Source organism: Alkalibacillus filiformis (genome assembly GCF_030814115.1).
In the GTDB taxonomy this organism is placed as follows: Bacteria; Bacillota; Bacilli; order Bacillales; family Alkalibacillaceae; genus Alkalibacillus; species Alkalibacillus filiformis.
The window spans coordinates 259,420-283,237 of record NZ_JAUSUP010000001.1 but is presented as its reverse complement, the minus strand read 5'-3'; the positions used below and the strand labels follow the sequence as shown (position 1 = coordinate 283,237).

General features: G+C 36.5%; 22 protein-coding genes. 2 read left to right on the top strand and 20 right to left on the bottom strand.

Features of this window, described 5'->3' with window-relative positions; translation table 11 throughout:
* Positions 1-228: 228 nt before the first annotated feature.
* From ftsZ to J2R98_RS01540, 16 genes are all read right to left on the bottom strand, one after another.
* Positions 229-1,359, bottom strand: a complete 1,131-nt coding sequence (gene ftsZ, locus J2R98_RS01615) for a cell division protein FtsZ (RefSeq protein ID WP_307065464.1) — start codon at positions 1,357-1,359, stop codon at positions 229-231.
* Between the two features lie 62 nt (positions 1,360-1,421).
* Positions 1,422-2,714 (bottom strand): cell division protein FtsA, encoded by a 1,293-nt coding sequence (gene ftsA, locus J2R98_RS01610; protein WP_307065462.1) that lies wholly within the window; start codon positions 2,712-2,714, stop codon positions 1,422-1,424.
* A gap of 122 nt (positions 2,715-2,836) precedes the next feature.
* Entirely contained in the window at positions 2,837-3,628 is a 792-nt protein-coding gene (locus tag J2R98_RS01605) for a cell division protein FtsQ/DivIB (RefSeq protein WP_307065460.1), read from the bottom strand.
* Positions 3,629-3,853: 225 nt separating this feature from the next.
* Positions 3,854-4,957 (bottom strand): stage V sporulation protein E, encoded by a 1,104-nt coding sequence (gene spoVE / locus J2R98_RS01600; RefSeq protein ID WP_307065458.1) that lies wholly within the window; start codon positions 4,955-4,957, stop codon positions 3,854-3,856.
* Between the two features lie 56 nt (positions 4,958-5,013).
* Entirely contained in the window at positions 5,014-6,360 is a 1,347-nt protein-coding gene (murD, locus tag J2R98_RS01595) for a UDP-N-acetylmuramoyl-L-alanine--D-glutamate ligase (protein WP_307065456.1), read from the bottom strand.
* Entirely contained in the window at positions 6,360-7,343 is a 984-nt protein-coding gene (mraY, locus tag J2R98_RS01590) for a phospho-N-acetylmuramoyl-pentapeptide-transferase (protein WP_307065454.1), read from the bottom strand. The genes murD and mraY overlap by 1 nt, the downstream gene beginning before the upstream one ends.
* 27 nt (positions 7,344-7,370) lie before the next feature.
* Complete coding sequence (locus J2R98_RS01585) at positions 7,371-8,723, bottom strand: UDP-N-acetylmuramoyl-tripeptide--D-alanyl-D-alanine ligase (protein WP_307065452.1); 1,353 nt, start codon at positions 8,721-8,723, stop codon at positions 7,371-7,373.
* Positions 8,724-8,791: 68 nt separating this feature from the next.
* Positions 8,792-10,273, bottom strand: coding sequence for a UDP-N-acetylmuramoyl-L-alanyl-D-glutamate--2,6-diaminopimelate ligase (locus J2R98_RS01580; RefSeq protein WP_307065450.1), 1,482 nt, complete (start codon positions 10,271-10,273; stop codon positions 8,792-8,794).
* A 102-nt stretch (positions 10,274-10,375) separates the two neighbouring features.
* A complete protein-coding gene (locus J2R98_RS01575) occupies positions 10,376-12,310 on the bottom strand; it encodes a stage V sporulation protein D (RefSeq protein WP_307065448.1) in 1,935 nt (644 codons plus the stop codon).
* A 105-nt stretch (positions 12,311-12,415) separates the two neighbouring features.
* Positions 12,416-14,617 carry a penicillin-binding protein gene (locus J2R98_RS01570; protein ID WP_307065445.1) on the bottom strand — a complete coding sequence of 734 codons (2,202 nt, stop codon included), beginning with the start codon at positions 14,615-14,617 and terminating at the stop codon, positions 12,416-12,418.
* A 12-nt stretch (positions 14,618-14,629) separates the two neighbouring features.
* Positions 14,630-15,010 carry a cell division protein FtsL gene (gene ftsL, locus J2R98_RS01565; RefSeq protein ID WP_307065443.1) on the bottom strand — a complete coding sequence of 127 codons (381 nt, stop codon included), beginning with the start codon at positions 15,008-15,010 and terminating at the stop codon, positions 14,630-14,632.
* Between the two features lie 5 nt (positions 15,011-15,015).
* On the bottom strand, positions 15,016-15,987 hold the full coding sequence (rsmH, locus tag J2R98_RS01560; protein ID WP_307065441.1) for a 16S rRNA (cytosine(1402)-N(4))-methyltransferase RsmH: 972 nt from the start codon (positions 15,985-15,987) through the stop codon (positions 15,016-15,018).
* Positions 15,988-16,004: 17 nt separating this feature from the next.
* Positions 16,005-16,436, bottom strand: coding sequence for a division/cell wall cluster transcriptional repressor MraZ (gene mraZ, locus J2R98_RS01555; protein ID WP_307065439.1), 432 nt, complete (start codon positions 16,434-16,436; stop codon positions 16,005-16,007).
* A gap of 171 nt (positions 16,437-16,607) precedes the next feature.
* Positions 16,608-18,239 (bottom strand): bacillithiol biosynthesis cysteine-adding enzyme BshC, encoded by a 1,632-nt coding sequence (gene bshC / locus J2R98_RS01550; RefSeq protein ID WP_307065437.1) that lies wholly within the window; start codon positions 18,237-18,239, stop codon positions 16,608-16,610.
* 35 nt (positions 18,240-18,274) lie between these two features.
* Positions 18,275-18,649: a DUF3397 domain-containing protein gene (locus tag J2R98_RS01545; RefSeq protein ID WP_307065434.1), complete on the bottom strand. Its 375-nt coding sequence runs from the start codon at positions 18,647-18,649 to the stop codon at positions 18,275-18,277.
* Complete coding sequence (locus J2R98_RS01540) at positions 18,628-19,521, bottom strand: 2-dehydropantoate 2-reductase (protein ID WP_307065432.1); 894 nt, start codon at positions 19,519-19,521, stop codon at positions 18,628-18,630. Before J2R98_RS01540 ends, J2R98_RS01545 begins: the two co-directional genes overlap by 22 nt.
* A 170-nt stretch (positions 19,522-19,691) precedes the next feature.
* On the opposite strand from J2R98_RS01540, the gene J2R98_RS01535 reads away from it, so the two are divergent.
* On the top strand, positions 19,692-20,168 hold the full coding sequence (locus tag J2R98_RS01535) for an N-acetyltransferase (RefSeq protein ID WP_307065430.1): 477 nt from the start codon (positions 19,692-19,694) through the stop codon (positions 20,166-20,168).
* A 48-nt stretch (positions 20,169-20,216) separates the two neighbouring features.
* Here J2R98_RS01535 and J2R98_RS01530 read toward each other — a convergent pair whose 3' ends face one another.
* The 4 genes from J2R98_RS01530 to J2R98_RS01515 form a co-directional block, all read right to left on the bottom strand.
* The gene (locus J2R98_RS01530; RefSeq protein WP_307065428.1) at positions 20,217-20,684 is read right to left on the bottom strand and encodes an RsfA family transcriptional regulator; all 468 of its coding nucleotides are present in this window, start codon (positions 20,682-20,684) and stop codon (positions 20,217-20,219) included.
* A 66-nt stretch (positions 20,685-20,750) separates the two neighbouring features.
* Positions 20,751-21,521: an enoyl-CoA hydratase/isomerase family protein gene (locus J2R98_RS01525; RefSeq protein ID WP_307065426.1), complete on the bottom strand. Its 771-nt coding sequence runs from the start codon at positions 21,519-21,521 to the stop codon at positions 20,751-20,753.
* Between the two features lie 77 nt (positions 21,522-21,598).
* Complete coding sequence (gene rpmF / locus J2R98_RS01520) at positions 21,599-21,772, bottom strand: 50S ribosomal protein L32 (protein WP_017187868.1); 174 nt, start codon at positions 21,770-21,772, stop codon at positions 21,599-21,601.
* Between the two features lie 54 nt (positions 21,773-21,826).
* Positions 21,827-22,384 (bottom strand): YceD family protein, encoded by a 558-nt coding sequence (locus tag J2R98_RS01515; protein WP_307065422.1) that lies wholly within the window; start codon positions 22,382-22,384, stop codon positions 21,827-21,829.
* A gap of 190 nt (positions 22,385-22,574) precedes the next feature.
* Here J2R98_RS01515 and J2R98_RS01510 point away from each other — a divergent pair, with 190 nt between their 5' ends.
* Positions 22,575-23,804 (top strand): nucleotidyltransferase, encoded by a 1,230-nt coding sequence (locus tag J2R98_RS01510; RefSeq protein ID WP_307065420.1) that lies wholly within the window; start codon positions 22,575-22,577, stop codon positions 23,802-23,804.
* Positions 23,805-23,818: the final 14 nt, after the last annotated feature.

The window sequence follows — 23,818 nt, the reverse complement described above, 5'->3', positions numbered from 1 at the left end:
CCTAAGAAACATGTCAGTTTCTCGGCTTCTTGTGTATCTTTTTTTGCAATCTTTTGTCTTAAACAGGCAGGTCATCTAAAGCATAATGAATTCTATTAAGGTTAAATTACTTAATTTTCTACGAAATGATTGTAAGTAAAAAAGAGACTGGGAAAAATTAAGTACTAATACACAAAACCCGAACGAGGTTATGTTTTGACTTCGTTCGGGTTTATCTTTTTTCAATTATTACTGTTCACGGTTTCGGTTTCTTAAGAATGTTGGAATATCTAATGTTTCCTCTTCATAACCTGGACGTTGTGTTTGTGTTGGGCGTTCTCTTCTAGGTTGTTGTCCAACTGAAGATGGACTCGAACTCGCTTGAGTTGGGCGAGTTTGTTGCTGTTGGTTATTTGCACTTTCTTCACTCTCATCAAATCCAGTTGCAATTACTGTTACAACAATCTCTTCTTTTAAAGTTTCGTTAATAACAGAACCGAAAATTACATTTACTTCTTGATCAGCTGCAGATGTTACAATTTCAGCTGCTTCTTGTACTTCATAAAGGCTTAAGTTTTGTCCACCTGATATATTCATTAAGACTCCATGGGCACCATCAATAGATGTTTCTAGTAATGGTGATGATATTGCCTTTTTAGCTGCTTCAGCTGCACGACTTTCACCAGTTGCAACGCCGATCCCCATAAGAGCAGATCCTTTATCAGACATAATCGTCTTAACGTCTGCGAAGTCCACGTTAATTAGACCAGGTACTGCAATTAAGTCTGAGATGCCTTGTACACCTTGTCTTAAAACATTATCTGCTTCACGGAACGCTTCTAGCATTGGCGTATTTTTATCCACTAACTCTAATAGACGATCATTAGGAATAACTATTAATGTATCTACACTTTCTTTTAAAGTGTCGACACCGCTTGTAGCATGTGTTGAACGTTTACGTCCTTCGAATAAGAAAGGACGAGTTACGACACCAACAGTTAATGCACCAATGTCTTTTGCCACTTGGGCAATAACAGGAGCAGCGCCTGTTCCTGTTCCACCGCCCATACCAGCTGTAACAAACACCATGTCTGCACCTTGTAGTGCTTCTTCGAGAACTTCCTTACTTTCTTCTGCAGCTTTTTTTCCTACTTCTGGGTTTGCACCAGCACCTAAACCACGTGTAAGTTTTTCACCTACTTGTAGTTTAGTATCAGCCTTAGATAAATTTAATGCTTGCGCATCTGTGTTTACTGCAATAAATTCTACACCTTGTACACCATGTTCAATCATGCGATTAACGGCATTGGAGCCACCGCCACCAACACCAATTACTTTTATTGTTGCTAATTGGTCCATATTTGCTTCAAAATCTAACATGTCTCGTTCCTCCTACTTGATCATTTTCCCTTTTTAACACTACCTTTGAAGGAAACGTGCAATTAATCAAAGAAATAATTCTGAATCTTTTTCATAAAACCATCTTTGTCTTTTGGTTCTTCTTTTACTTTTCGTTTTGGCTTTTCTTTCGTATTAACAGATTTAGGAGTTTGTTCTTGTTTAGCTTGATGCCCTTCAATTCCTACCCCATAATCTTTACCTTGTATTTTCGCATTTCGATAAGCGAATTGCAAGGTACCAAGTCCTACTGTGAATTGTGGTTCCCTAACACCAATGTGAGATGGAATGGCTACTCGTACATTTGTTTGAAACACATCTCTTGCTAAGTCAACTACACCTGGTACTTGCATTAATCCTCCAGTTAACACATACCCACCTGGTAACGTAGGATAACCCATACGTCTAAATTCTTGAAGTACGAACTGGAAAATTTCATCTATTCTTGCTTCAATTATTTCTGCAATTTGCACTTGGTTAAATGTTTGTTGATCATCTGTTCCAATTGTTTTAACATTAAAAGAATTGTCTTCAATTGCTGAATTTAGGTAAGCATGACCATGTTCTAATTTAATTTGTTCTGCTTCTTCAGTCGTTGTTTTCAAGCCAATAGATAAATCTTTAGTGATATTGTCTCCACCTAATGGAATCACTGATGTATTTGCTAAGTAACCGTCTATGTAAAACGAGACTGTAGTACTACCAGCTCCGATATTAACTAAGCCAACACCTAAAGTTTTTTCATCTTGAGAAAGAGCAACTTCAGCAGCTGCAAGTGGTTGCAAGCAAATGTCCTGAACTTGTAACCCTGCTCTCTCTACACATTTTAAAATGTTATGTAAATTCGTCTTACCGCAAGTGATTAAAGTTCCTTGCATTTCTAAACGAACACCAATCATGCCACGAGGGTCGTTTATCTCATCTTGGCCATCAACAATGAATTGACGAGGTATAACATCTACGATTTCACGTTCTGGTGGTATTTGCATTACTTGTGAAGCATCAATGACACGTGTTACATCTTCTTGATCAATTTCACGCGTCTCACTCGATACTGCAACAACTCCATGGCAATCTTGCAAACTAATATGATCACCATTAATTGAGACAATAACACTTTTAATAGCCATGTCTACCATTCTTTCAGCTTGATCCACCGCATTTTGGATAGCATGTACAGTTTGATCGATATCAACAATTGCACCTTTTTTCATCCCTACAGATTCTGCAGTTCCAACGCCGATGACATTTATAGTATCATTGGATACTTCACCAATGATGACTTTTACTTTAGAAGTTCCAATATCCAGACTTACTAATATTTCACTTCGGTTCATGATTGCACCTCCAATTACGCCTTCGTTTCCTTTCAATTTTTTGGCTCCATGTTTTACTATACTTGTTAACTTCAACTTTAAAGTCCTTAATACCTTCAACGAATAACAAATTTCTACATTTTTTATACTTCTTCGTCAAATTCCAGTTCTTCTGTTTCTTCGACATCTTCACCTTCATACGGGACAAAGTAAGCACCTACATCAAGGTGAAGAATACCATCAATATCGTCTGATAGTTGAGAAGCAATTGATGGATAGGTGCTCATTTTACTCGCAAAGTTAGATACAACACCTATAACTTCTTGCCCATCAACAGTAAATAAGCGAATTCTTTCTCGATTAGTTTCATCTGGTGCCCAATAAATTTCAGAAATTAGTAGATTAATAGACTCAGGTATTTGCGATAATTGATAAGCAATCCTTTGCAACATCTCATCTTCAAAGCCATGAAGTAATGGTGCATCTTCTCGTGGTTGATTTAACTGTACTTCATCGATTTTATCTCCATTTTGTAATATTGGATAATAATAATCTCCGTCTTTTTGATAAGCTACTCGTTCATACTCTTGTACGAATATAACAAAAGTATTATACCAACTTCTATTAATTTCTGCATGTCTAACCTCAGGATGTTGCTCAATTTTTTCCATTACATCATTTGTATCGACATTCCAAAAAGACTCATCGAATCCAACACTTGAGTAATTAATAATTGTTTCCTCATCAACCATTTCATTGCCTTCAACAGTTATAGAATTAACATGGCTTAACGGTGATTGCATATAAACGATTATAAGGATCAACATAATGATTAACGTTAGATAGATTATAAAGCGTCTATTCGCTTTCTTTTTTCTAGCTTGTTTGAGTTGAGGTATACGATCTTCTATCGATACTATCTTTTTATCAGCCATTCAAAAAGCTACTCCTTATAATCTAATCTTGAGAATTACCTTACAACTCTATTTAAAAGTGAGTTATTGTTCTATTATAGCATAGATTAACACTGATATAATAAGGTATTTTGTTCTAATTTGATTATTTTTAATGTTTTGTAAAACAAAAATAAAAAAACAGTAAAAAGAGTTAGACTCTTTTACTGTAAAAAATAACGAACTTCTATAAACAGCAATTATTTTCTAGTTTATTTTCGCATACTTACTAATATTTAACAACACACCGAGAGATAGTAATGTAATCGTTAAGGATGAACCACCATAACTGAGTAAAGGTAAGGTGATACCTGTTACTGGAATTAAGCCAATGACAACACTGATGTTAATCATCACCTGGATTGTGATCATCGCTGTAATTCCAAATGCTAAAAGGGATGCTGATAAATCTTGCGTGTTAAGAGCAATTAATATCCCTCTCCAAATAACGATTAAAAACAAACCAAGTATAAATACCCCGCCAATAAGACCTAATTCTTCAGCGATTACCGCAAAGATAAAATCAGTTTGAGGTTCAGGTAAATAAAAGTACTTTTGCATGCTATTCCCGAAACCCAGCCCCATTAAACCTCCAGGACCGATTGCATATAGAGATTGGATAATCTGAAATCCATCCCCAAGCGGATCTTCCCACGGATTCAAAAAGGCTGTAATCCTACTAATTCTATATGGAGCTGATGCAATTAACGCCACTAAACCCGCTAAGCCAATACTAGCAAGGAATACGAAATGACTAATCTTAGCACCAGCAATAAATAGCATCAACATTCCAGTTCCAACGAACACAATGCCTGTTCCTAAGTCAGGTTGCAACATAATTAATCCAAACGGTACAACGAGCAATAATAACATCGGTAAGAAACCTTTTGAGAACTGGCGTAACTCGCGTTGGATTTTAGGTAGCACAGCTGCAAATAGTAAAATCATACCGATCTTCATAAATTCACTCGGTTGAATACTAAAAGCACCTACACCAATCCAACTTTGTGCTCCCCCTCGAACCATTCCAATTCCCGGAATTAAAACAGCAATAAGTAACAAGAAACAGAGTACGTATGCTGTAACAGAATATTGAAGCCATTTATAATACGGAATTTTTAATGTAATCACAATTCCAATAACACCTAACAATGCAAATAATGCTTGTCGTTTTAAGTAAAAGCCAGAATCACCAAATTTGTAATCCGACCATATAGAAGAAGAGCTATAAACCATGACTAAACCGATTAAAAGTAAGATGGCAATTGCTGTTAGTAACACATAATCTAATTTTTCTTGTTTATAATCCAAAAAAACACCCCTAACTCCAAGTTTTGAAGTTGGGGCTTATGTCGTACAAGCCCCTATTAAAGCTTATGCACGACTTCGATAAACATGTCTCCTCGATCTTCAAATGATTTAAATTGATCCCAGCTAGCACATGCTGGTGAAAGAAGAATGATGTCACCTTCTATACTTTGTTCATATGCCTTTTGTGTGGCATGTTCCAAATTATCTACAACACACAAACCGTCAAATTGATGACGTTCTGCAGCTTGTTTTATTTTCTCACTCGCCTCACCATATGCAACACAACTTCTAACATGGCTAAACTGTTTGAATAGCTCATCAAAATCATTACCTCGATCCAATCCACCAACGATTAACACAATAGGTCGGTTAAAAGACTGTAATGCTTTCGTTGTAGCTAAAATATTCGTAGCTTTTGAATCATTATAGAATAATCGACCTTTTTTATTTTCTACAAATTGTAATCGATGTTTAACACCAATAAAACGGGATAAGACTGTTTGAATGACCTCGTTCTTAACACTGAAATGCTTAGCTACTGCGACACTTGCTAAAACATTTTCAAGGTTATGCATACCTGGTAAAACAACGTTCTCACAATTTATGACCCACTCATTGTTAAAATAAATCGATTGCCCGTCAAAAGATGCACCTCTTCGACTAAAATGATTAATAGTGAAAGCCATTTTTTGAACAGCACGATCATCTAATTGTTCAGTCACTGTCGAATCATCACCGTTATAGACAACTAGGTCCTCATTTGTTTGTCGTTTAATAATATTAAGTTTTGAGCTAACGTAATCTTCACGGGACTTGTGGTAATCCAAATGTGCTTCAGTAATATTTAAAAGTACTGATACATCCGGTTTGAAATTCTGTATTGCTTTTAGTTGAAATGATGATAATTCCATCACTACTGGCTGCTGATCTTTTTGCTTACGGACAACTTCAGATGCAACTTGTCCAATGTTACCTGCTAGAAGTGGTTCTTGTCCCGCCTCTTTCAACAACTCATAAATTAAAGTTGTCGTCGTCGTTTTACCGTTCGTTCCAGTAATCGCAATTAACGGACCATCAATCATTTCATAAGCTAACTCCACTTCAGTTACAATAGGAACATTTAGCTTTTCTGCTTCTTGAATAATGTTGTGATGATGTGGAATACCAGGGTTTTTAACAACTAGGTCAACACCTTCTAACACTTCTAAAGGATGATGACCTGTCACTGTTTCAACACCTAAACGATTAAAATATTGAGCCTTTTCATTTTGGTCAAATGGTTGTTGATCATTAATAATAAAGGGCACATCACTATCGTATAATAATTGTGCAGCTGCCTCTCCACTTTTCGCTAACCCTAGTACTAACACTTTATTATATGGAAAATCACGTAACGTCTTCACTACATCAACACCTCAATATAAACCCCAAACGCGGCACAAACGAATCCTACTGCCCAGAATGTGATGACGACACGCCACTCTGACCAACCTACCAATTCGTAATGGTGGTGAAGTGGACTCATCTTAAACACACGTTTACCTGTCGCTTTGAATGAGATTACTTGAATGATTACAGATAATGTCTCTATGACAAAGACACCACCAATAATTATTAATAAGATTTCAAGTTTCATTAAAATAGCAATAATAGCAATGGCAGCACCGATCGCTAATGAACCTGTATCTCCCATAAATACTTTTGCCGGGTGACTATTAAACACTAAAAACCCTAACAATGCACCGACAACTGCAAAAGTAAAGATTACAACCTCTGTTGGCATACCAAAAGCCCAACCGATAATACCAAACGCCGCAAAAGCAATAGAAGCTGTACCTGCTACAAGCCCGTCTAATCCATCTGTTAAGTTCACAGCATTTGATGCACCTACTAACATAATTAAAATCAAGATGCCGTAAGCCCATCCTAAGTCAATTGAGAAATTTGTCCCAGGAATCGCTACATCAGTAGGGAATGCACTATTGTATAAAATAATATAAACAACAATGGCAATAATTAATTGGAAAAACATCTTTTGTTTTGATGTTAAACCTAAGTTACGTTTTTTCGTTATTTTAATAAAGTCATCTAAAAATCCGATTAAACCATAACCAATTAACACAAATAATAATATAAATAATTCCGTAGAGAACAACGTCTGTGGATCTCTTAAAACGAGAATTAATGTTGTGGCTACAACTGAGAAAATAATCATCACACCGCCCATTGTTGGTGTTCCTGATTTAGCTTGGTGTGATTCCGGCCCTTCTTCTCGTATACTTTGCCCAAATTTTAATCGACGTAAAAATGGTATTAAGATTGGTGATAATAATACAGCAATTAAAAATGCAACTGCTATTGTTATAAAAATAAATGTTTGTGACAAAACCTATTCTTCCTTTCTTTTCCTACTTTAAGAAATAAAATGTTGAATTAATTGTTCAAATTTCATACCTCTTGATGCTTTAAATAATACAACCGTATCATTTTTTATATATTTTTCTAATTCGTTCATTAACATATCTCGATCTTCGAAGTGTTCTGCTCTACCTTTAAAATCATTAGGTAGTGCTTTAATAATATATTGACTATCTTGGCCAACTGTGAAAACGACATCAATTTCTTGATTGATTATTTCCCCTACTTTACGATGTTCGCTCTCTGCAAATTGACCTAACTCAAAAATATCACCCAAAACCAATACTTTATAAGTTTGAGAAAAACGTTTTATAACGTCAATTGATGCGCGCATTGAAGTAGCCGAAGCATTATATGCGTCATTAACAATCACTGCTCCTGACTCTGTTTCGATTTGTTCAAACCTCATACCAGGAAGTGATAAGTTCGCCAAAGAATACGCCATTTTACTAGCATCAATATTCAATAAGTCACTGATTGCTAAAGCGTATGCCGTATTTTTTGCTTGATGCATACCTAACAAAGGGATCGAAAATAGTTGATCGTTAATCTTAAACGTCGTTTTATTCTGACTTTGTACAACATCTTTTACCTCATAGTCTAACCCAGAATTAAACCCACAAGTCACAACACGTTGAGGTAAATCTACTTCCAATAGTGGTTCATCTCCATCGACTACCAATACACCATCTTCACTTAAACCTTCTACTATTTCAAGTTTGGCCTTAGAGATCCCTTCTCTACTCCCTAAATGTTCTATATGAGACTCACCAATATTCGTAATAACAGCAATATCCGGTTTTGCAATGTAAGATAATTGCTCAATTTCGCTAAAACCACTCATACCCATTTCTAAAACTAAAACCTCTGTTTGAACTGGCATGCGAAGTATTGATAACGGCAAGCCAATTAGGTTATTTAAATTCCCTTCGGTTTTAGTTACTTGATAAAACTCACTCAACGAAGAACCTATTAGTTCTTTTGTTGTCGTCTTACCATTTGAGCCAGTCACTCCAATAACTGTTGGGTTAATGTAATCACGATATGCTGTGGCAAGTTGTTGTAAGCCTTCTAAAGGATCCTCAACAAAAAATAGTGGAAAATTATCTGGTAAATCAGCTGGGACTTCCTCTCTTTTAGACCATAGTGAAGCTACAGCACCTTTATCAATCGCTTGCAAAAGAAAATCGTGCCCATTAAACCGTTCTCCAATTAAAGGCACGAACAAACCATTAGTAACAACTTCTCTACTATCAGTATAGATAGTTTCTATATCTAATTGTTGATTTATGCTACCTTGATACTCTAAAAATATTTTATGTAAAAAATCAGCCGAAAACTTTTTCATGTTATGACTCCTCTTAATTCACTCAGCCGATATATAAATATCGGCTGATATAATGCTATTTTTATATATTAAAGACTCATACGTAATTGAACCATTTCGCGAGCTACTTCACGATCATCGAAGTGGTGACGTTCTCCATTAACTTCTTGATAAGTCTCATGTCCCTTACCTGCGATTAATATAATATCATCTTTTTCAGCAATTTGAACAGCACGCTCAATTGCTTCTCTTCTATTTTCAATTACAGTAAACACCTCATCATCGTCTCTTAAGTGACGTGTCATATCGGCTAAAATAGCACTAGGATCCTCTGACCTTGGGTTATCCGATGTATAGATGACGTGATCACTATACTTCATAGCAGCATCAGCCATTAATGGGCGTTTTGTACGATCACGATCACCACCGCAACCGATAATTGTAATAACACGATGCTCTTTAAGATCATCAATTGTTTGCAATACGTTTTCTAATGAATCAGGTGTGTGAGCATAATCAACAATGACTGAGAAGTTTTGCTTTGAATCAACTAATTCAAAACGACCTGGAACACCTTCCATTCCTTTAATTGCTTCACTAATTACTTCCAACGATATGTTGTGTTGGTAAGCAGTTCCTACGGCCGCTAATATATTATATATATTAAATTTGCCCGTTAACTTCGTTGTGATGTTCGCTGGTCCATCTGGAGTATTAAGGTTAATCGTTAATCCACTAGGCGATATATTGTAATCTTCTACATTGATTACAGCTGATCCATCTAAGCTATAATTAACGATCGGTTGAGCCGTCGCATCCATCATTAGTTCAGCATAACGATCATCACTGTTTATAATTGCAGCCTTTTTTGCCTTAGAATAAGTATTACCTAACTGTGCAAAAAGTAAAGATTTCGCATAAGCATAATCTTCCATCGTTGGGTGATAGTCTAAATGATCCTGTGATAAGTTTGTATAAACTGCTGTATCAAAGTCGATCCCAAACACTCTACCTTGTTTCAACGCGTGTGAAGATACTTCCATAATGACTGTATCGACACCTTCATCTAACATAAGTCTTAAATGCTTATGCAAAAATAAAGGGTCAGGAGTTGTATTTTGTACTGGGTAACGTTTTTCTCCGATTTTCATATCGATTGTTCCAATAACTGCCGTTTTATGATGAGCCTTGCTAAAAATGGCATCTAATAAATACGTTAAAGTAGTCTTACCATTAGTACCGGTAATTCCAATCATACTTAGCTGTTGGCTCGGCTGTCCGTAAAATGTATCAGCCAATTGCGCTAAAGCTTGCTTCGTACTTGGCACTAAAATAACAGGAACATTAGTTTTAACAGGTCTTTGGGCAACAATAGCTTTCGCACCCTTTTCAACTGCATCATCAATAAATTGATGACCATCAAATGTAAGACCTTCTTTACATACAAACAACGACCCTTCGCTTACTTGCCTTGAATCCATCTCAATAGACGTGATCTCTAAGTTTGATAGTTCATCTTTATTGTCCAATTTTATAACTTGAAGGTTATTAATTAAATCTAATAACTTCATTTCACCACTACCTTTAAATTAATCTACATACATTATAACAAATTCTACACTAGTCTATAATAATTATTTTGGAACATTGAATAAAAGTTATTTATCGGCTAATTATTGAGTTTCTTCATCACCTAGAAACACTCTAATAGTTGAACCAGATTCAACAACCGTTCCACTTGATGGAGCTTGGGAAATGACAACATCGCCTTCCCCTTCAACTTCGATCGTAATGTTGGCTAAATATTGTTGAAGGTCATTGACCGTTTCTCCTACTAGGTTAGGAACTTCAACAGTTGGCATATCGGGCCATTGAAAATCTTTTTCTAGACCACCTTCACGCTCAGGTACGTCTAAATGTCTTAATGAATCACCGATAATACGACCACCAATCGGACTGGCAACAACACCACCAAATTGCAGAACATCCTTAGGGTTATCTACAGCAACATAAACTAACAATTCTGGATCATCTGCTGGTGCAAAGCCAATAAATGATACGATATGGTCATTCTCCAAATAACGCCCATCTGGACCAACCTTTTGGGCTGTACCCGTTTTACCACCTACACGATAACCATGGACGTAAGCTCCTCGCCCAGTTCCTTTTGCAACTACGTGTTCTAATGCACGCTTTACTTCTTCTGACGTTTCTGTAGAAATAATACGTTCTCTAAGATTAGGTTCGCGTTCTTGTACCATTTCACCGGTTATAGGGTCGACAACACCTTTCACTACATATGGTTCGTAAAGGTACCCCCCATTTATGGCCGCTGCAACTGCAGTAACTTGTTGAATGGGTGTAACAGAAACACCTTGACCAAATGCCGTCGTCGCCAATTCTACTGGGCCAACCTGTTCTTCATCAAATAGTATCCCGGTACTTTCGCCTTCAAGATCAATTCCTGTTTTCTCACCAAAGCCAAATTGATCAATATACGTAAATAGCTTTTCTTCACCGAGCTTTTGACCTAAGTTTACAAACCCAGGGTTACAAGAGTTTTGAACAACTTCCAAATACGTTTGACTTCCGTGTCCACCACTTTGCCAACAACGTAGTCGAGCCCCGCCTACTTCTATATGTCCATGATCATGAAAGTCATCTTCATCTAAGTCGATCAAACCTTCTTGTAAAGCTGCTGATAATGTTATTATTTTGAACGTTGAACCAGGTTCGTAAGTACTGAAAACTGGCAAATTACGGTTATATACTTCGGGTTCAACCGACTGGTACTCATTAGGGTGAAAGTTAGGTCTAGTTGCCATTGCTAAAATTTCACCACTTTTGGGATCCATCACCATTGCTAGAGCACCATCAGGATTGTACTCTGCAACCGCTTGATCTAACTCTCTTTCAACAATTGCTTGTATGTCTGCATCAATTGTTAATGATAAATGATTTCCGTCTTCAGGTGGTGTATATCGGTTTGACATTTCTTCTAATCGATGTCCTTTTGCATCAGAGAAAAACGACAAAGCTCCAGGTTCGCCTCTTAAGACATCATCATAACTAGCTTCTAATCCCATTAACCCTTGATTATCGATTCCTGTAAAACCTAATACGTGTGCTAATTTTTCATCATGTGGGTAAAAACGCTTTGAATCTTCAGCTAAATAAAGACCTGGCAAGTTTAACGTTCGAATAGCCTCAACTTGTTCTTTGTTTAACTTCCTACCCTCTGGATGGATCGCTTCAACTGACACATTTTTCGTTAAATGATCTCGAAGTTTCGCTTCGTCAATATCGATTACTCTACTTAGCTCTTCAACAGCGTAATCGACATCTTCAATTTGTCGCGGTACAATCAACAAACTAGGCGCTACTTCATTTTCTACTAAAACTTCACCATTTCTGTCTAAAATGTTCCCTCTTTCAGGTTGAAAAGGAATATCCCGACTCCACAGTTCTTCAGCTTTCGCTACTATTTCTGGACTTGAAATAAGTTGTACGTACGCTAACTTACCAAGCATAACAACAAAATAAAGTGCAATACATAAAAAAACAATGGCCAACCGCTTTCTCACAGTAACAACTGAAACACGTCTCATGTTCATTCTCCTTTTACAAGCTATGCTTGTATTAAACTTATGAGAAATTGCGGTATTTTAGACCATTGTCCATTTTAGTTATTTTACTACAACAAACAAATACTCCTATTCAAAGTATTCTTCTTCATCTTCATCCTCATCCTCGACATTTCGTTCTTCAGAAAGTTCAACGACTAAACGGCGATCCTCACTAAATGCATTTCCTGCATCTATATTTTGATCAATTACTAACCCTGAACCAATATAATCAAAGTCAATATTAGTCATTCTGCTTAAAGCAATGACATCTCTTAAAGTCCATCCTTTTAAATCGGGCATCGTCATTTGACCATCTGTTTTTAAAAGGATTCGCTGATTCGTAAAGACTTGACTGCCACTTGCTGGCCACATGGCTTCAACAGAGCTTCCATCACCTATAATATTCGCTTGAAAGCCTAAACTATCTAACTCATTTATTGCATCATCTACATTCTGTCCAGCATAACCATTGAGCGTAGTTTCATCAGCGTGTGTTGTATCTTCTTGATCAGGAGATACATCAAGATAATGAAGACTATTTTCCATGACAGTTCTGTAAATATATGATGTCGTTTCACTACCTTCATAACGATAATCAACATCAGGTTGTTTAACAGCTACAAACATTAGTAATTGCGGATCGTCTTGCGGTGCCATACCGATATATGAGAATACATAATCTGGCCCGCCCGACAAATATAACCCCGTCTCAGGATCAGGAATTGATGCCGTACCGGTTTTACCAAATGACGTATATTGATCCAAAGCAAATGCTTTGGCAGTTCCTTCTTCTTCAGTGACTGTTTGACCTAGCAGATCTTTTACTTGCTCAACAGTCTCTCCACTAATCGGATCACTTACTACTTCACGACTTTTCTGTTCAACTAACTGACCATTATTTGGATCTTCTATGTTTGATAGTACATACGGTTGAACAATTTCACCCTCATTCGCTAAAGCTGTCGCAGCTTTCATAATTTGCATCGGAGTAAAGGTTGAACCTTGTCCATAAGCTGTCGTAATTTGTTCCCAAGGGCCTCCATAAGAAATTGTCCCTATTCTTTCACCTGTTAAATCAACACCTGTCATTCGATCCAAATGAAAAGCTTCAAGGTAATCTAAGTAAGTGTCTGGCCCCAATTTATTCCAAAGTAGTTCAGCCATAGCAACGTTTGAGGACCTTAGTATACCTTCGTCATAAGTTATTTCACCCCAACCATCACGATCATGGTCGTGAATAGAACGACTATGTTCATTTATTTGGAACTGACCAGACTCGAAAGTTTCATTACCGTTATAAACGCCTTCCTCAATTGCAGCTGCTAACGTGAAAATCTTCATCGTAGATCCTGGTTCAAACGGTGATGAAATCATATCATTATACCAGTTTTCGATATTATCTCGAGTATTAGGATCAAACGTCGGCCTGTTTGACATCGCTAAAATTTCACCCGTATTCGGGTCCATCACTCCGGCCATAATTCTCTCTGGACTATATGTTTCTTCTACTGTCGTTAATGCATCTTCTAAAAATGACTGTATTTTTTGATCAATTGTTAAATGGATATCGAAACCATCTTCTGGTGACTGTACTTTTTCTTCTGCATTTCTCAACTGATGTCCGTAACGATCCTGTTGGTAATTAATAAAGCCATCTTTCCCAGTTAAATACTCATCAAACTCTAACTCTATACCGTATGCACCTCGAGCTTGAGTTTGCTCTTCATCATCAGTATATCCAGTATATCCTATTAACTGAGAAGCATATAAACCGTTAGGGTAATAACGTTGTAGCGTTTGTTCAAAGTATATTCCAGGCAACTCTAATTCTTGTATAGCTTCATAGTCAGATTCGGACAACCCTTGCCCTAATGACCCAAATTCAATTTGGTACCGTTCATTATCTATTCCGTTTTGAATTCTGCTTTTTATACTTTCGACATCCTCATCTAACACAGTAGATAATTGTTGCGCAGTATGTTCTGCATCATCTACGTGAAGAGGAATTGAAGAATTACCTGTGTATGTTTCATCTAAAATAGCATACATATTATAAACAGGGCGATTATCCGCTAACGCCATCCCAGATCGGTCATATATTTTACCACGCTCAGCATGTAGAGTCGTGTTCGTTTCTCGCATATTCTCTGCATAAGCAACTAAATCGACCGAATGTATTTCACCAGTTACTTGAATATACATAAATCGGCCGATAATCGTTAAGAAAAATATCGAAAAAATGAGGACGACAATTAACAGCATAATGCCATTTTGATTGACTTTACGCATTTAAATCACGCCTTAAGGAGTATTATTCGCTTGTCTTACTTCTGCATTTCTAATATTTAATCCATTCTCTTCAGCAATCGTCAGAATACGGTTCGGATTACTTAATTCTTGCACTTCGGCTTGCAAGGAATTGTTTTGTGCTTGCACGTCTTGCACTTGTGTTTGTAATTGCTGAACATCCCGGTTAAGTGTATCTACTGATGAAGAGTAACTCACCACAACTACCGCAAGAACGGCAACTAGTACAATTCCTAATGTATATAATACTTTTTCGCCTTTTGTAAACCAAGGTTTTTTCACCGGTTGTTGTTGCGGTTGTGGTTGTTGATCTTGCCTACGTTGTGGTTGGACTGGCTGTTGGACTTGATAGCTTCTTACTTGTTCAAGCGCCATGATTATTATCTCCTTTCATCAAGTGCGTATTGTTCTTCCCATTCTTTCACTTTTTCAACGATTCTTAGTTTTGCCGATCGAGAACGTCGATTTTCTTCAATTTCTTCTTCAGACGGTACAATTGGCTTTCTTGTAATTTGTTTGAACGGTGGTTGTACTTGTTCTGGCAATAACGGAATATCTTTTGGGATTGGTGGTTCAGTACTCCACTTTTTCATTGCCTGTTTACAAATTCGATCCTCTAAAGAGTGGAACGTAATTACTGCTAACCTTCCTCCAATCGCTAGCTTCCTTGCTGATTGATGAAGTGCATCTTGGAAAACATTCAACTCATCGTTGACCGCAATTCTAATGGCTTGAAAAATTCTCTTGCCTGGGTGTCCACCCTTCCGTCTAGCTGCTGCTGGAATTGCGTCTTTAATAATGTCAACTAATTCTAGAGTTGTCTCAATAGGCTTTTCTTCTCGTTTCTTTTCAATCTGTCGAGCAACTTGTTTAGAAAACTTCTCTTCACCGTATTTAAAGAAGATTCTCACTAAATCTTCATAAGCCCATTCGTTAACAACTTGATATGCACTTAAGGGACTCGCTTGGTCCATCCGCATATCTAATGGTGCGTCTTGGTGAAAACTAAACCCTCTTTCACCTTCATCCAACTGTGGAGATGAAACACCTAAATCAAAAATGATTCCATCTACTTCTTCAACATCTAATTGATTCAACTCTTCTTCTAAGTTCACAAAGTTGCTTTTTATATAATGAACTTGGTTTTCATAACCTTGCATGACTTCTTTAGCATATTCGATCGCTAAATCATCTTGATCAAAAGCAATAAGCTTACCTTCATCTGCTAACTGTTCGACAATTTGCTTAGAGTGGCCAGCACCACCTAACGTACAGTCGACATACGTGCCATCTTCTTTGATGTCTAACCCTTTAATTGCTTCGTTGTTTAAAACACTGTAATGTTCAAACATATTTGGCACCTCATTAATTAAATATCAAAATCCATCAAGTTCTCCGCAATCTCTCCAAATGAATCCTCTGATTCTTCTACGTATGTGTCCCATTGTTCTTTAGACCAAACTTCTACACGATTGGAAACACCAATGACGACACATTCTTTATCCAACGCTGCATAATTGCGTAGTGGTGATGGTACATTTATTCTTCCTTGTTTATCAATTTCGCATTCAACTGCTCCTGAAAAGAAGAAACGGGTAAATGCGCGGGCGTCTTTCTTTGTAAGTGGGAGTTGCTTTAACTTTTCTTCAAGCTGCTTCCACTCATCTAACGGGTATGCAAAGAGACACTTGTCCAAACCTCTTGTAATAACGAATGTTTGCCCAAGATTCTCACGAAATTTTGCCGGTACAATTAAACGACCTTTCGTGTCTATATTATGTTGATATTCTCCCATGAACATAGACTCCGCCCACCTTTAAATAAATCTTACCACATCACTCCACTTTCTACCACTTAATTTCCCAAAAAAATAAAAAAATACACGACTAATTTTAAAATCAGTCGTGTAAACCGCATCATACCAATGTTTTTGATTGTGTAAACGAAGTGGAGGAGAGTGGTGACGAGGTGGTTACAAGGTGATGAATTGGTGATCTTGCTCCCACCTAGGTGGTATTTCAGTTAACTGAATTGGTAAGTCTAGCCCATATTCATTCAACCAATACACAATGTTCCACACTCTTTCTTGTAAACCACCACTTGGATTATAAAATTCATTTAACTCATCAAATTGCTTAACTGTTTGTTCATGTTGCTTTTTCAATTCACTCATAATTCTTTTTTTGACGTAATCAATTTCATCTTCAATTTGTTTAAAATTCGTCTTTGTTAATGCTTCTAAATCAGAACTTACACCTTGAGCAATACTTTGTAGTGGTTGATGGACAACTTCAAGTTGCTTTTTAACTTCTTCAACTGTTTCCTTAACTGGATATTTACTTTGACGCGTTAACCAATTCATCTTGAAATGATAAGAGCCATCATTGATTAAAGCCTCTTCACCCATTTGGTATTGTTCAATAAATGATTGATGATTGCGTTTCATAAGTGTTAAAGAAAGTCTCGGTGTCACAATCGGTAATTTAAGATTCAATGCTTTAAAAGCACCTTTTAAAGCAGCCCAATACGCAATTTCACCTGGACCTCCAACGAATGAAAGTACAGGGAAGACTAACTCTTGCATAAGTGGTCTAGTAATGACGTTATTACTGAAAAATTCAGGGTGATCGTAAACTAATTGCTTAAATTCACTTTCCGAAAAACTTACTTCCCCACCTTTGGATTGAATTAAGCCTTCTTCTGATACTTCTAACAACAAGCGTTCTCCCTCATGATGATAAAATAAGTGAGCATCTGAAAGTGATGCATCTAAATTAATGTGATAACCATCTTCTGCTAACTCGTTTAGTTCCTTTGTGACTTGCAGCGCAATATCAGCTCGCTTTTCAACCATTTCTAAGAAATATGGTCGCTCTAACTTTCTTAAGCTCTTATCATCAGCATCGACTAACACTAAGCCTTCTGAAGCAAACAATTGTTGGGTTAAATAGGCAAAGAAATCAACATATGTTTCACTTTTTTCAGCCACACCTTGGACTAGTTGATAAACTGATTTAGTATATTTAGTTTCCTGAAATGTTTCAAATACATCATCAATAAACTGTTGTACCTCACCTTGTGGCAATATCCGTTTAGAAATCGGGACTTTATAATCAAAAGGTTGCTGATCATTCACTCTAACTTTATTTAAACGCTGGTTATTGTAAGTAAATATGTGATCTATTTCTAAAAAGTCATGGTCTTCACCAGCCATCCAGAAAACAGGGACGACTGGACAGCCTAAATGTTCTCGTTGTTCTTTTGCTTGAATGATGATAGATATAATTTTATGAATCGTATAAAGTGGCCCGGTCAAAACGCCCGTTTGTTGCCCACCAATTACTACAGTAGCTCGTTCGTCTAACAGCTCATCAATATGCCTTTCGACCTGTTCATTCATTCCCCAACGAGAGTTCTGTCCTTTTAAAACTTCAACGAGAGTTTCACGTTGATATTGTCCATCCATCACAAAACTTTGTCTACTTTTAAAGCTTCTTAATTGAAATGGATCATATTCAAAATGTTTATATATAGATTCCTGACGATCACGATAGTCGTTCATTAACTTTGATTGATGTTTTAGTTCGATTGGTTTAACTTCCATATGTAATACCTTCCTTTAACTTCTTTAACGTTTAATCAATATAATTGCAAAAAGATCGCAATAGGCACTAATAAAAAGTAAGCTACTGATAACATAACAAAACTTGCCCGCCAAACAAAACGAATAGCTCGCATTAAATAAATTTCTTCACCTTTTCGCCACTGATATGTAATAATCAAAGCTAAAAACACGACATAAAATAGCATTAATTCCCACAAAAGGAAAGTATTAAATGAATAGTCAACTAAACCAATAAATGCAATGACGAACAAAAAGCACGATAGATCCGCGGCCATTTTTGTAGAACGAGTTGCTTGGTTCGTCAATTTTTTAAGCACAACAAACAGTATAATAAAAACTATAAAAGGAATCGTCGATAGTAATGCAATTATTGTTGCGATGATGTCCACTTCTCCACCCCTTTTAACTCTTCTTTAGCTTTAATTAATTGCGTCATCAAATTATGCGTTGGCACTGATGGATAACGGTTGGCTAAATAACCATTCATATAATCGATCTCAGTTTCTCTTCCGTTTTCTAGATCTATTAACATTGACGATTTATTGCCACTTGTTTTACGACAAATGTTTCGTACAAGCTTCCACATTCCATCTACTTCTAACCCTAACGACTTTGATGCTTCACGAGTAAGCTGTTCAGCCAGTTGCTCAATGCTGAAATAGTCTAAGACCTCACCGTTTCGAATTTCATATAATCCTGTTAATGGATTGATCACGCTATTAACAACTAACTTTTCGTTTAAAACTTTTATTAAATGGTCATGAACAGTAATGGGGAAATTTGATTCACTCACTTGATTATACAACGAATCATTTAGACAACTGTTTAAACTTGTAACTTTAATTTGCCCTAATCCATTTAATTTGATTTGGGAATCTGTCACTTTATTTACTCCATGCTCACAGACACCGACATAAATACTTTCGTGCTTTAATTTTTCTAGTTTTTGTATATGTCCCATACCATTTTGTAAGAATAAAATAGAACCGTGCAAATGAGCATTTGTTTCAATGAGCTGTAATACTGGGTCAAGTTGAGTTTGTTTCGTACACACTACTAGAAGTTCATGAGTATTAATCTGATTCGTAAAATTCACTTCTGGGTATACCGTATGACCTTCAACAAGTGATATACCAGTTTGTTTTAATTGCTTTAACTGTTCCTCTCGTCTAACATAACAAGTAACATGATGACCATTGGATACTAGTTGATGCGCAACTAACATACCGACAGCACCCATGCCAATTACACCAATGTTCATACTTTGACACCTACTTTAATTAAACTGAATAGTACTTTTCAACCACAACGTATATTTTATCAGAAAATTGACTTTTACATGATAAATTTTATGGATTGATGATAATATCGTTTTCATGTTCTTTCTTTTATACTATAATAAACTACAGAAAACGTAAGGGGGAAGATTAAATGCCGACAAAAGTTGAACGTTTATTAATAAATTTCAAGACTTTAGAAGAATTTAAAAAGTTTAAAGCTTACGGAATCCAGGAACTTTCAATGTTAGAAGACTTAGAACATAATATGATCGAAAACAATAGTGAATCGCCTTTCTATGGTATATATTTCGGTGACGAACTTGTCGCTAGAATGAGTCTTTATCGTGTTGGTTCAAAATATGACTATTACTTCGAACCAAAGCAAGATTATATGCAGCTTTGGAAACTTGAAGTGTTAGAGAATTATCGCCATAAAGGGTTCGGAAAACAGTTAGTCGAATTTGCAAAAACTTTCAATTTACCTATTAAAACAAATGCGCGCATTAACTCTCATGATTTCTGGGAGAAACAAGGTTTCCAACCAGCAACTTACGAGATGGAACGTGACTTCGGTGAAAACCCTTATATTTGGATGCCTGAAGGTGTTCAAGAGAAGACGGAAAGCTAATATCAAACAAGAAAAAGGACTTCCTATCGTTTTAGGAAGTCCTTTTTCTTATGAGTTGTGTTTTTCCAACACCTCTTGTGTTAACTTATTAATACGCTCAACACATTGTTCATAATCAGTTAATCGTTCTTTTAATTGTTCTACCTCATCAATTGAACGACGATCTCTTTTCCCTTGTGAAGGTACATATTCGACCTTCAACTTTTCTAACTGAGCAATCAATTCATCAAATGTCTTCAACCCTTGACCTTTCATATGATCATTCGAACTTTGCGACACCGTAAAGTGATCGTTAAACTTCTTACGATCTTTCTTCGCTAACTCAATCGCTTGTTTATATTGCTTTCGTAAATTAGCGTTCCACCTAAATCCACATGCTTGCGGAGTTCTAGATAGTTTTTTTCCGACATCTTCAAAGGCTTTCATCTGCGTTTTACCTTCTCTTATGTATCGAATGACCATTTCTGCTAATAATAAATCTTCATCTCTAGTCCATGCATCTTGTCGAGTTGACACGTCGCCTCCTCCTTCGCTCACGGTCTTTACTTCCAACTTATGCAACAAACGAAGGAGATAGACACATTATTTTTCGTTTCTCTTAAAAAAATTAGCGACTGCATCTTTATGTTCTTGACCGACCCACATATGACTACAGGCTTCGACTTCTTCATCCATTCGCTTTTTTAACCTTTGTAAATCTTGAGCCTTTAGCCATTGATCTTTCCAGTGTTTTAACTGTTCATAGCTTCTATTAGTATATGGCTCAATTAAAGGATGATTTAATTCTAGTTGTTCACTACTAAATATACCTTGAGCGAACCCTATTTCTTTTAACTGTTCAGCTGAACGGACATCTGCAGTTACTAACCAATAATAAGCTTCTTGAGGGTGAATCCGTTCATACAATAACGTTCCGCCTCCCCAACCAGTAGATATAGCTAACTGACCTTGAGTGAACCCATAATTGCTCATCTCATTAACAAATCTAAAATCACACGCAGAGGCTAATTCCATCCCTCCACCTCTTGCCAACCCGTTCATCCAAGCTATAGTCGGTATTGGTAATGTCGTGATTTTCCATAATACTTGTTGCATTTTTTTCAACAAGTGATGCGCTTCTTCTTGTCCAATATCACCGTGAAAGTCGTTTAAGTCACCTCCAGCACAAAAAGCTGGACTGGAGCCAGTAATAATAACTAATTTAGTTTGTTCATCACGGTGAAGTTGATCAATGATTTGATCTAACTGCTCAATTAATTTTAACGAAATCGCATTCCGTTTATCTGGTCGATTCAATGTAACAACTGCTGTTTGATTGTTTTGGTCTAGATTTAGTAATACATCATTACTCACCCTAACCCCACCCTTATATTGATCTTTTTGATACAAAAAAAGATGCCTCCATTACGAGACACCTTTACTTGGTTGAATTACTTCTCAACAACTTCTTTACCGTTGTAGTTTCCACATTCTTTACAAACGTGGTGAGGTTTAGCGTACTCGCCACAATTTTGACATTCTACCATGCCTGGTAAATGTAGCTTCTTGTGAGTACGACGTTGGCGCTTAACTTTTTTAGAAGTTTTTCTCTTTGGTACTGCCATGTGTTACACCTCCCTTTAACTCATCAGACCCGATATTATCAAGGATCAATCATTTCATTTCTTATCGTTTTCAAAGAATTGTTTTAAAGATGAGAGTCGAGGATCTACTTTTTGTTTCTGTTCTCGCTCTTGCTCGAACTTTTCTTGCTGCATCGCATCTTGTTCTAAGTATTCATCTTCACCTAGAACGGTAAATCCTTCTTGCTCACCAACGACATCCTCGATTTTAGTATCTTCACTAAAAACGCGAATAGGAACTTCCAATAGAATATTTTCCTTGATATAAGGCGTTAAGTCAAGAACTTCTCGGTCAATAAAATGAATCTCTTCTTCTTCAGAGGCTTTATAACTTTCTGTTGTAAATAGTTCATAAGCCTCTACATGAAATGGATAAGGTACATCGACTAACGTTCTTGCACACGGTAAAATCATTGTGCCATCTACACTTAATCGAAACGTATAAATACCTTGCTCTAATGTTGCTTCACCGTTAACTTCAACGTCAGAGATTTTTCTAATATCTTGATCCATCTCAGATAAATCAGATACATTAACCGTTTCCGAGAAAGAATACGGTTCACTAGCCTTTACTTTTTGTAGTGCAATTTGCATATTAATCACCTCAAGGCAACAAGAGTTATTTTAAAAGGAATTACTCCTTTTGTCAATATTTTTTCTTAACAGCTATTGTTTTTCATCCCTTTATATAAAGTAGTTTTCCCAAACATATAAAGTTGTACTTGTTTTTTATGCAATTTATTTCTAACATAGAATTAAACTATGTAAAAAGGTCGTGATTAATGTGAAATCATGCGGACTCATTGTTGAGTATAATCCATTTCATAACGGGCATTTTTACCATCAAGAATCATCACGACAAAAAACAGATGCCGATGTAACTGTTGCTGTCATGAGTAGCTCATTCTTACAAAGAGGTGAGCCAGCAATCATTGATAAATTCGCCAGAACGAAAGCGGCATTAAACCACCATGTAGATGTTGTGTTGGAATTACCTTTTCTTTATGCCGTTCAATATGCTGACCTTTTCGCTCACGGTGCTGTATCAATATTGAATGCGCTCGAAGTTGACTATGTCTGTTTCGGAAGTGAATCAGGAGACATTCAAGCATTTAAGGACCGTTACACGCATTTTAAAGAACATGAAGAGCAATTTCAATCATTATTACAAAAAAATCTGAAGCAGGGGTATTCTTTTCCTCAAGCAAGTACTGAAGCTTATGATGCAATTGGACTTCGCTCAAAAGAACTTGACTTAGGACAACCAAATAACATTTTAGGTTTTAGCTATGTTAAAGCTATTCAAAATTTAAATAGCGATATAATTCCTGAAACGATCCAACGCACTAAAAGCGGCTATCATGATGAAACGATCGAGCATGACATCGCTAGTGCAACGAGCATACGCCAGGAGATAGTCAGTACGAAACAATTAACCAAAAAAGCTGAACAAGCATTACCAAAAGAGACTGTTAAGCAATTAAAGTCTTATCAGCAAAATAGCGGAAATTGGCATGATTGGGAATTATACTTCCCTTATTTACAATTAATTGTTCAAACAAAATCGGAAGAGGAACTTAGAGAAGTTCATGGTATGATCGAAGGTTTAGAATATAAACTAAAACAAACGGTTAATCGTGTTTCAAACTTCCAACAATGGATGGAACAATTAAAGACTAAACGCTACACGTGGACAAGGTTGCAAAGAATTTTCGTTCATTTGTTAACTAACACGACAAAAGATGAGGTCGAAGCATACAAAGACTTAACAGAACCACCGTACATACGTCTATTAGGGATGAATGAACAAGGTCGAGCGTTTATTAATCAAAAGAAAAAACAAATTGATATTCCTATCATTTCGAATTTACAACAAACTCAGCATCCGTTGATTAAAATTGAAGAGCGAGCAACTGATGCTTACTATAGTGTTATTCAACCCCATCATCGGGCTAACTTAAGAAAACAAGAGTTAACTGGACCGATTATGATTAAACAATCAAATGCCCCTTAGCACGAAACTAAGGG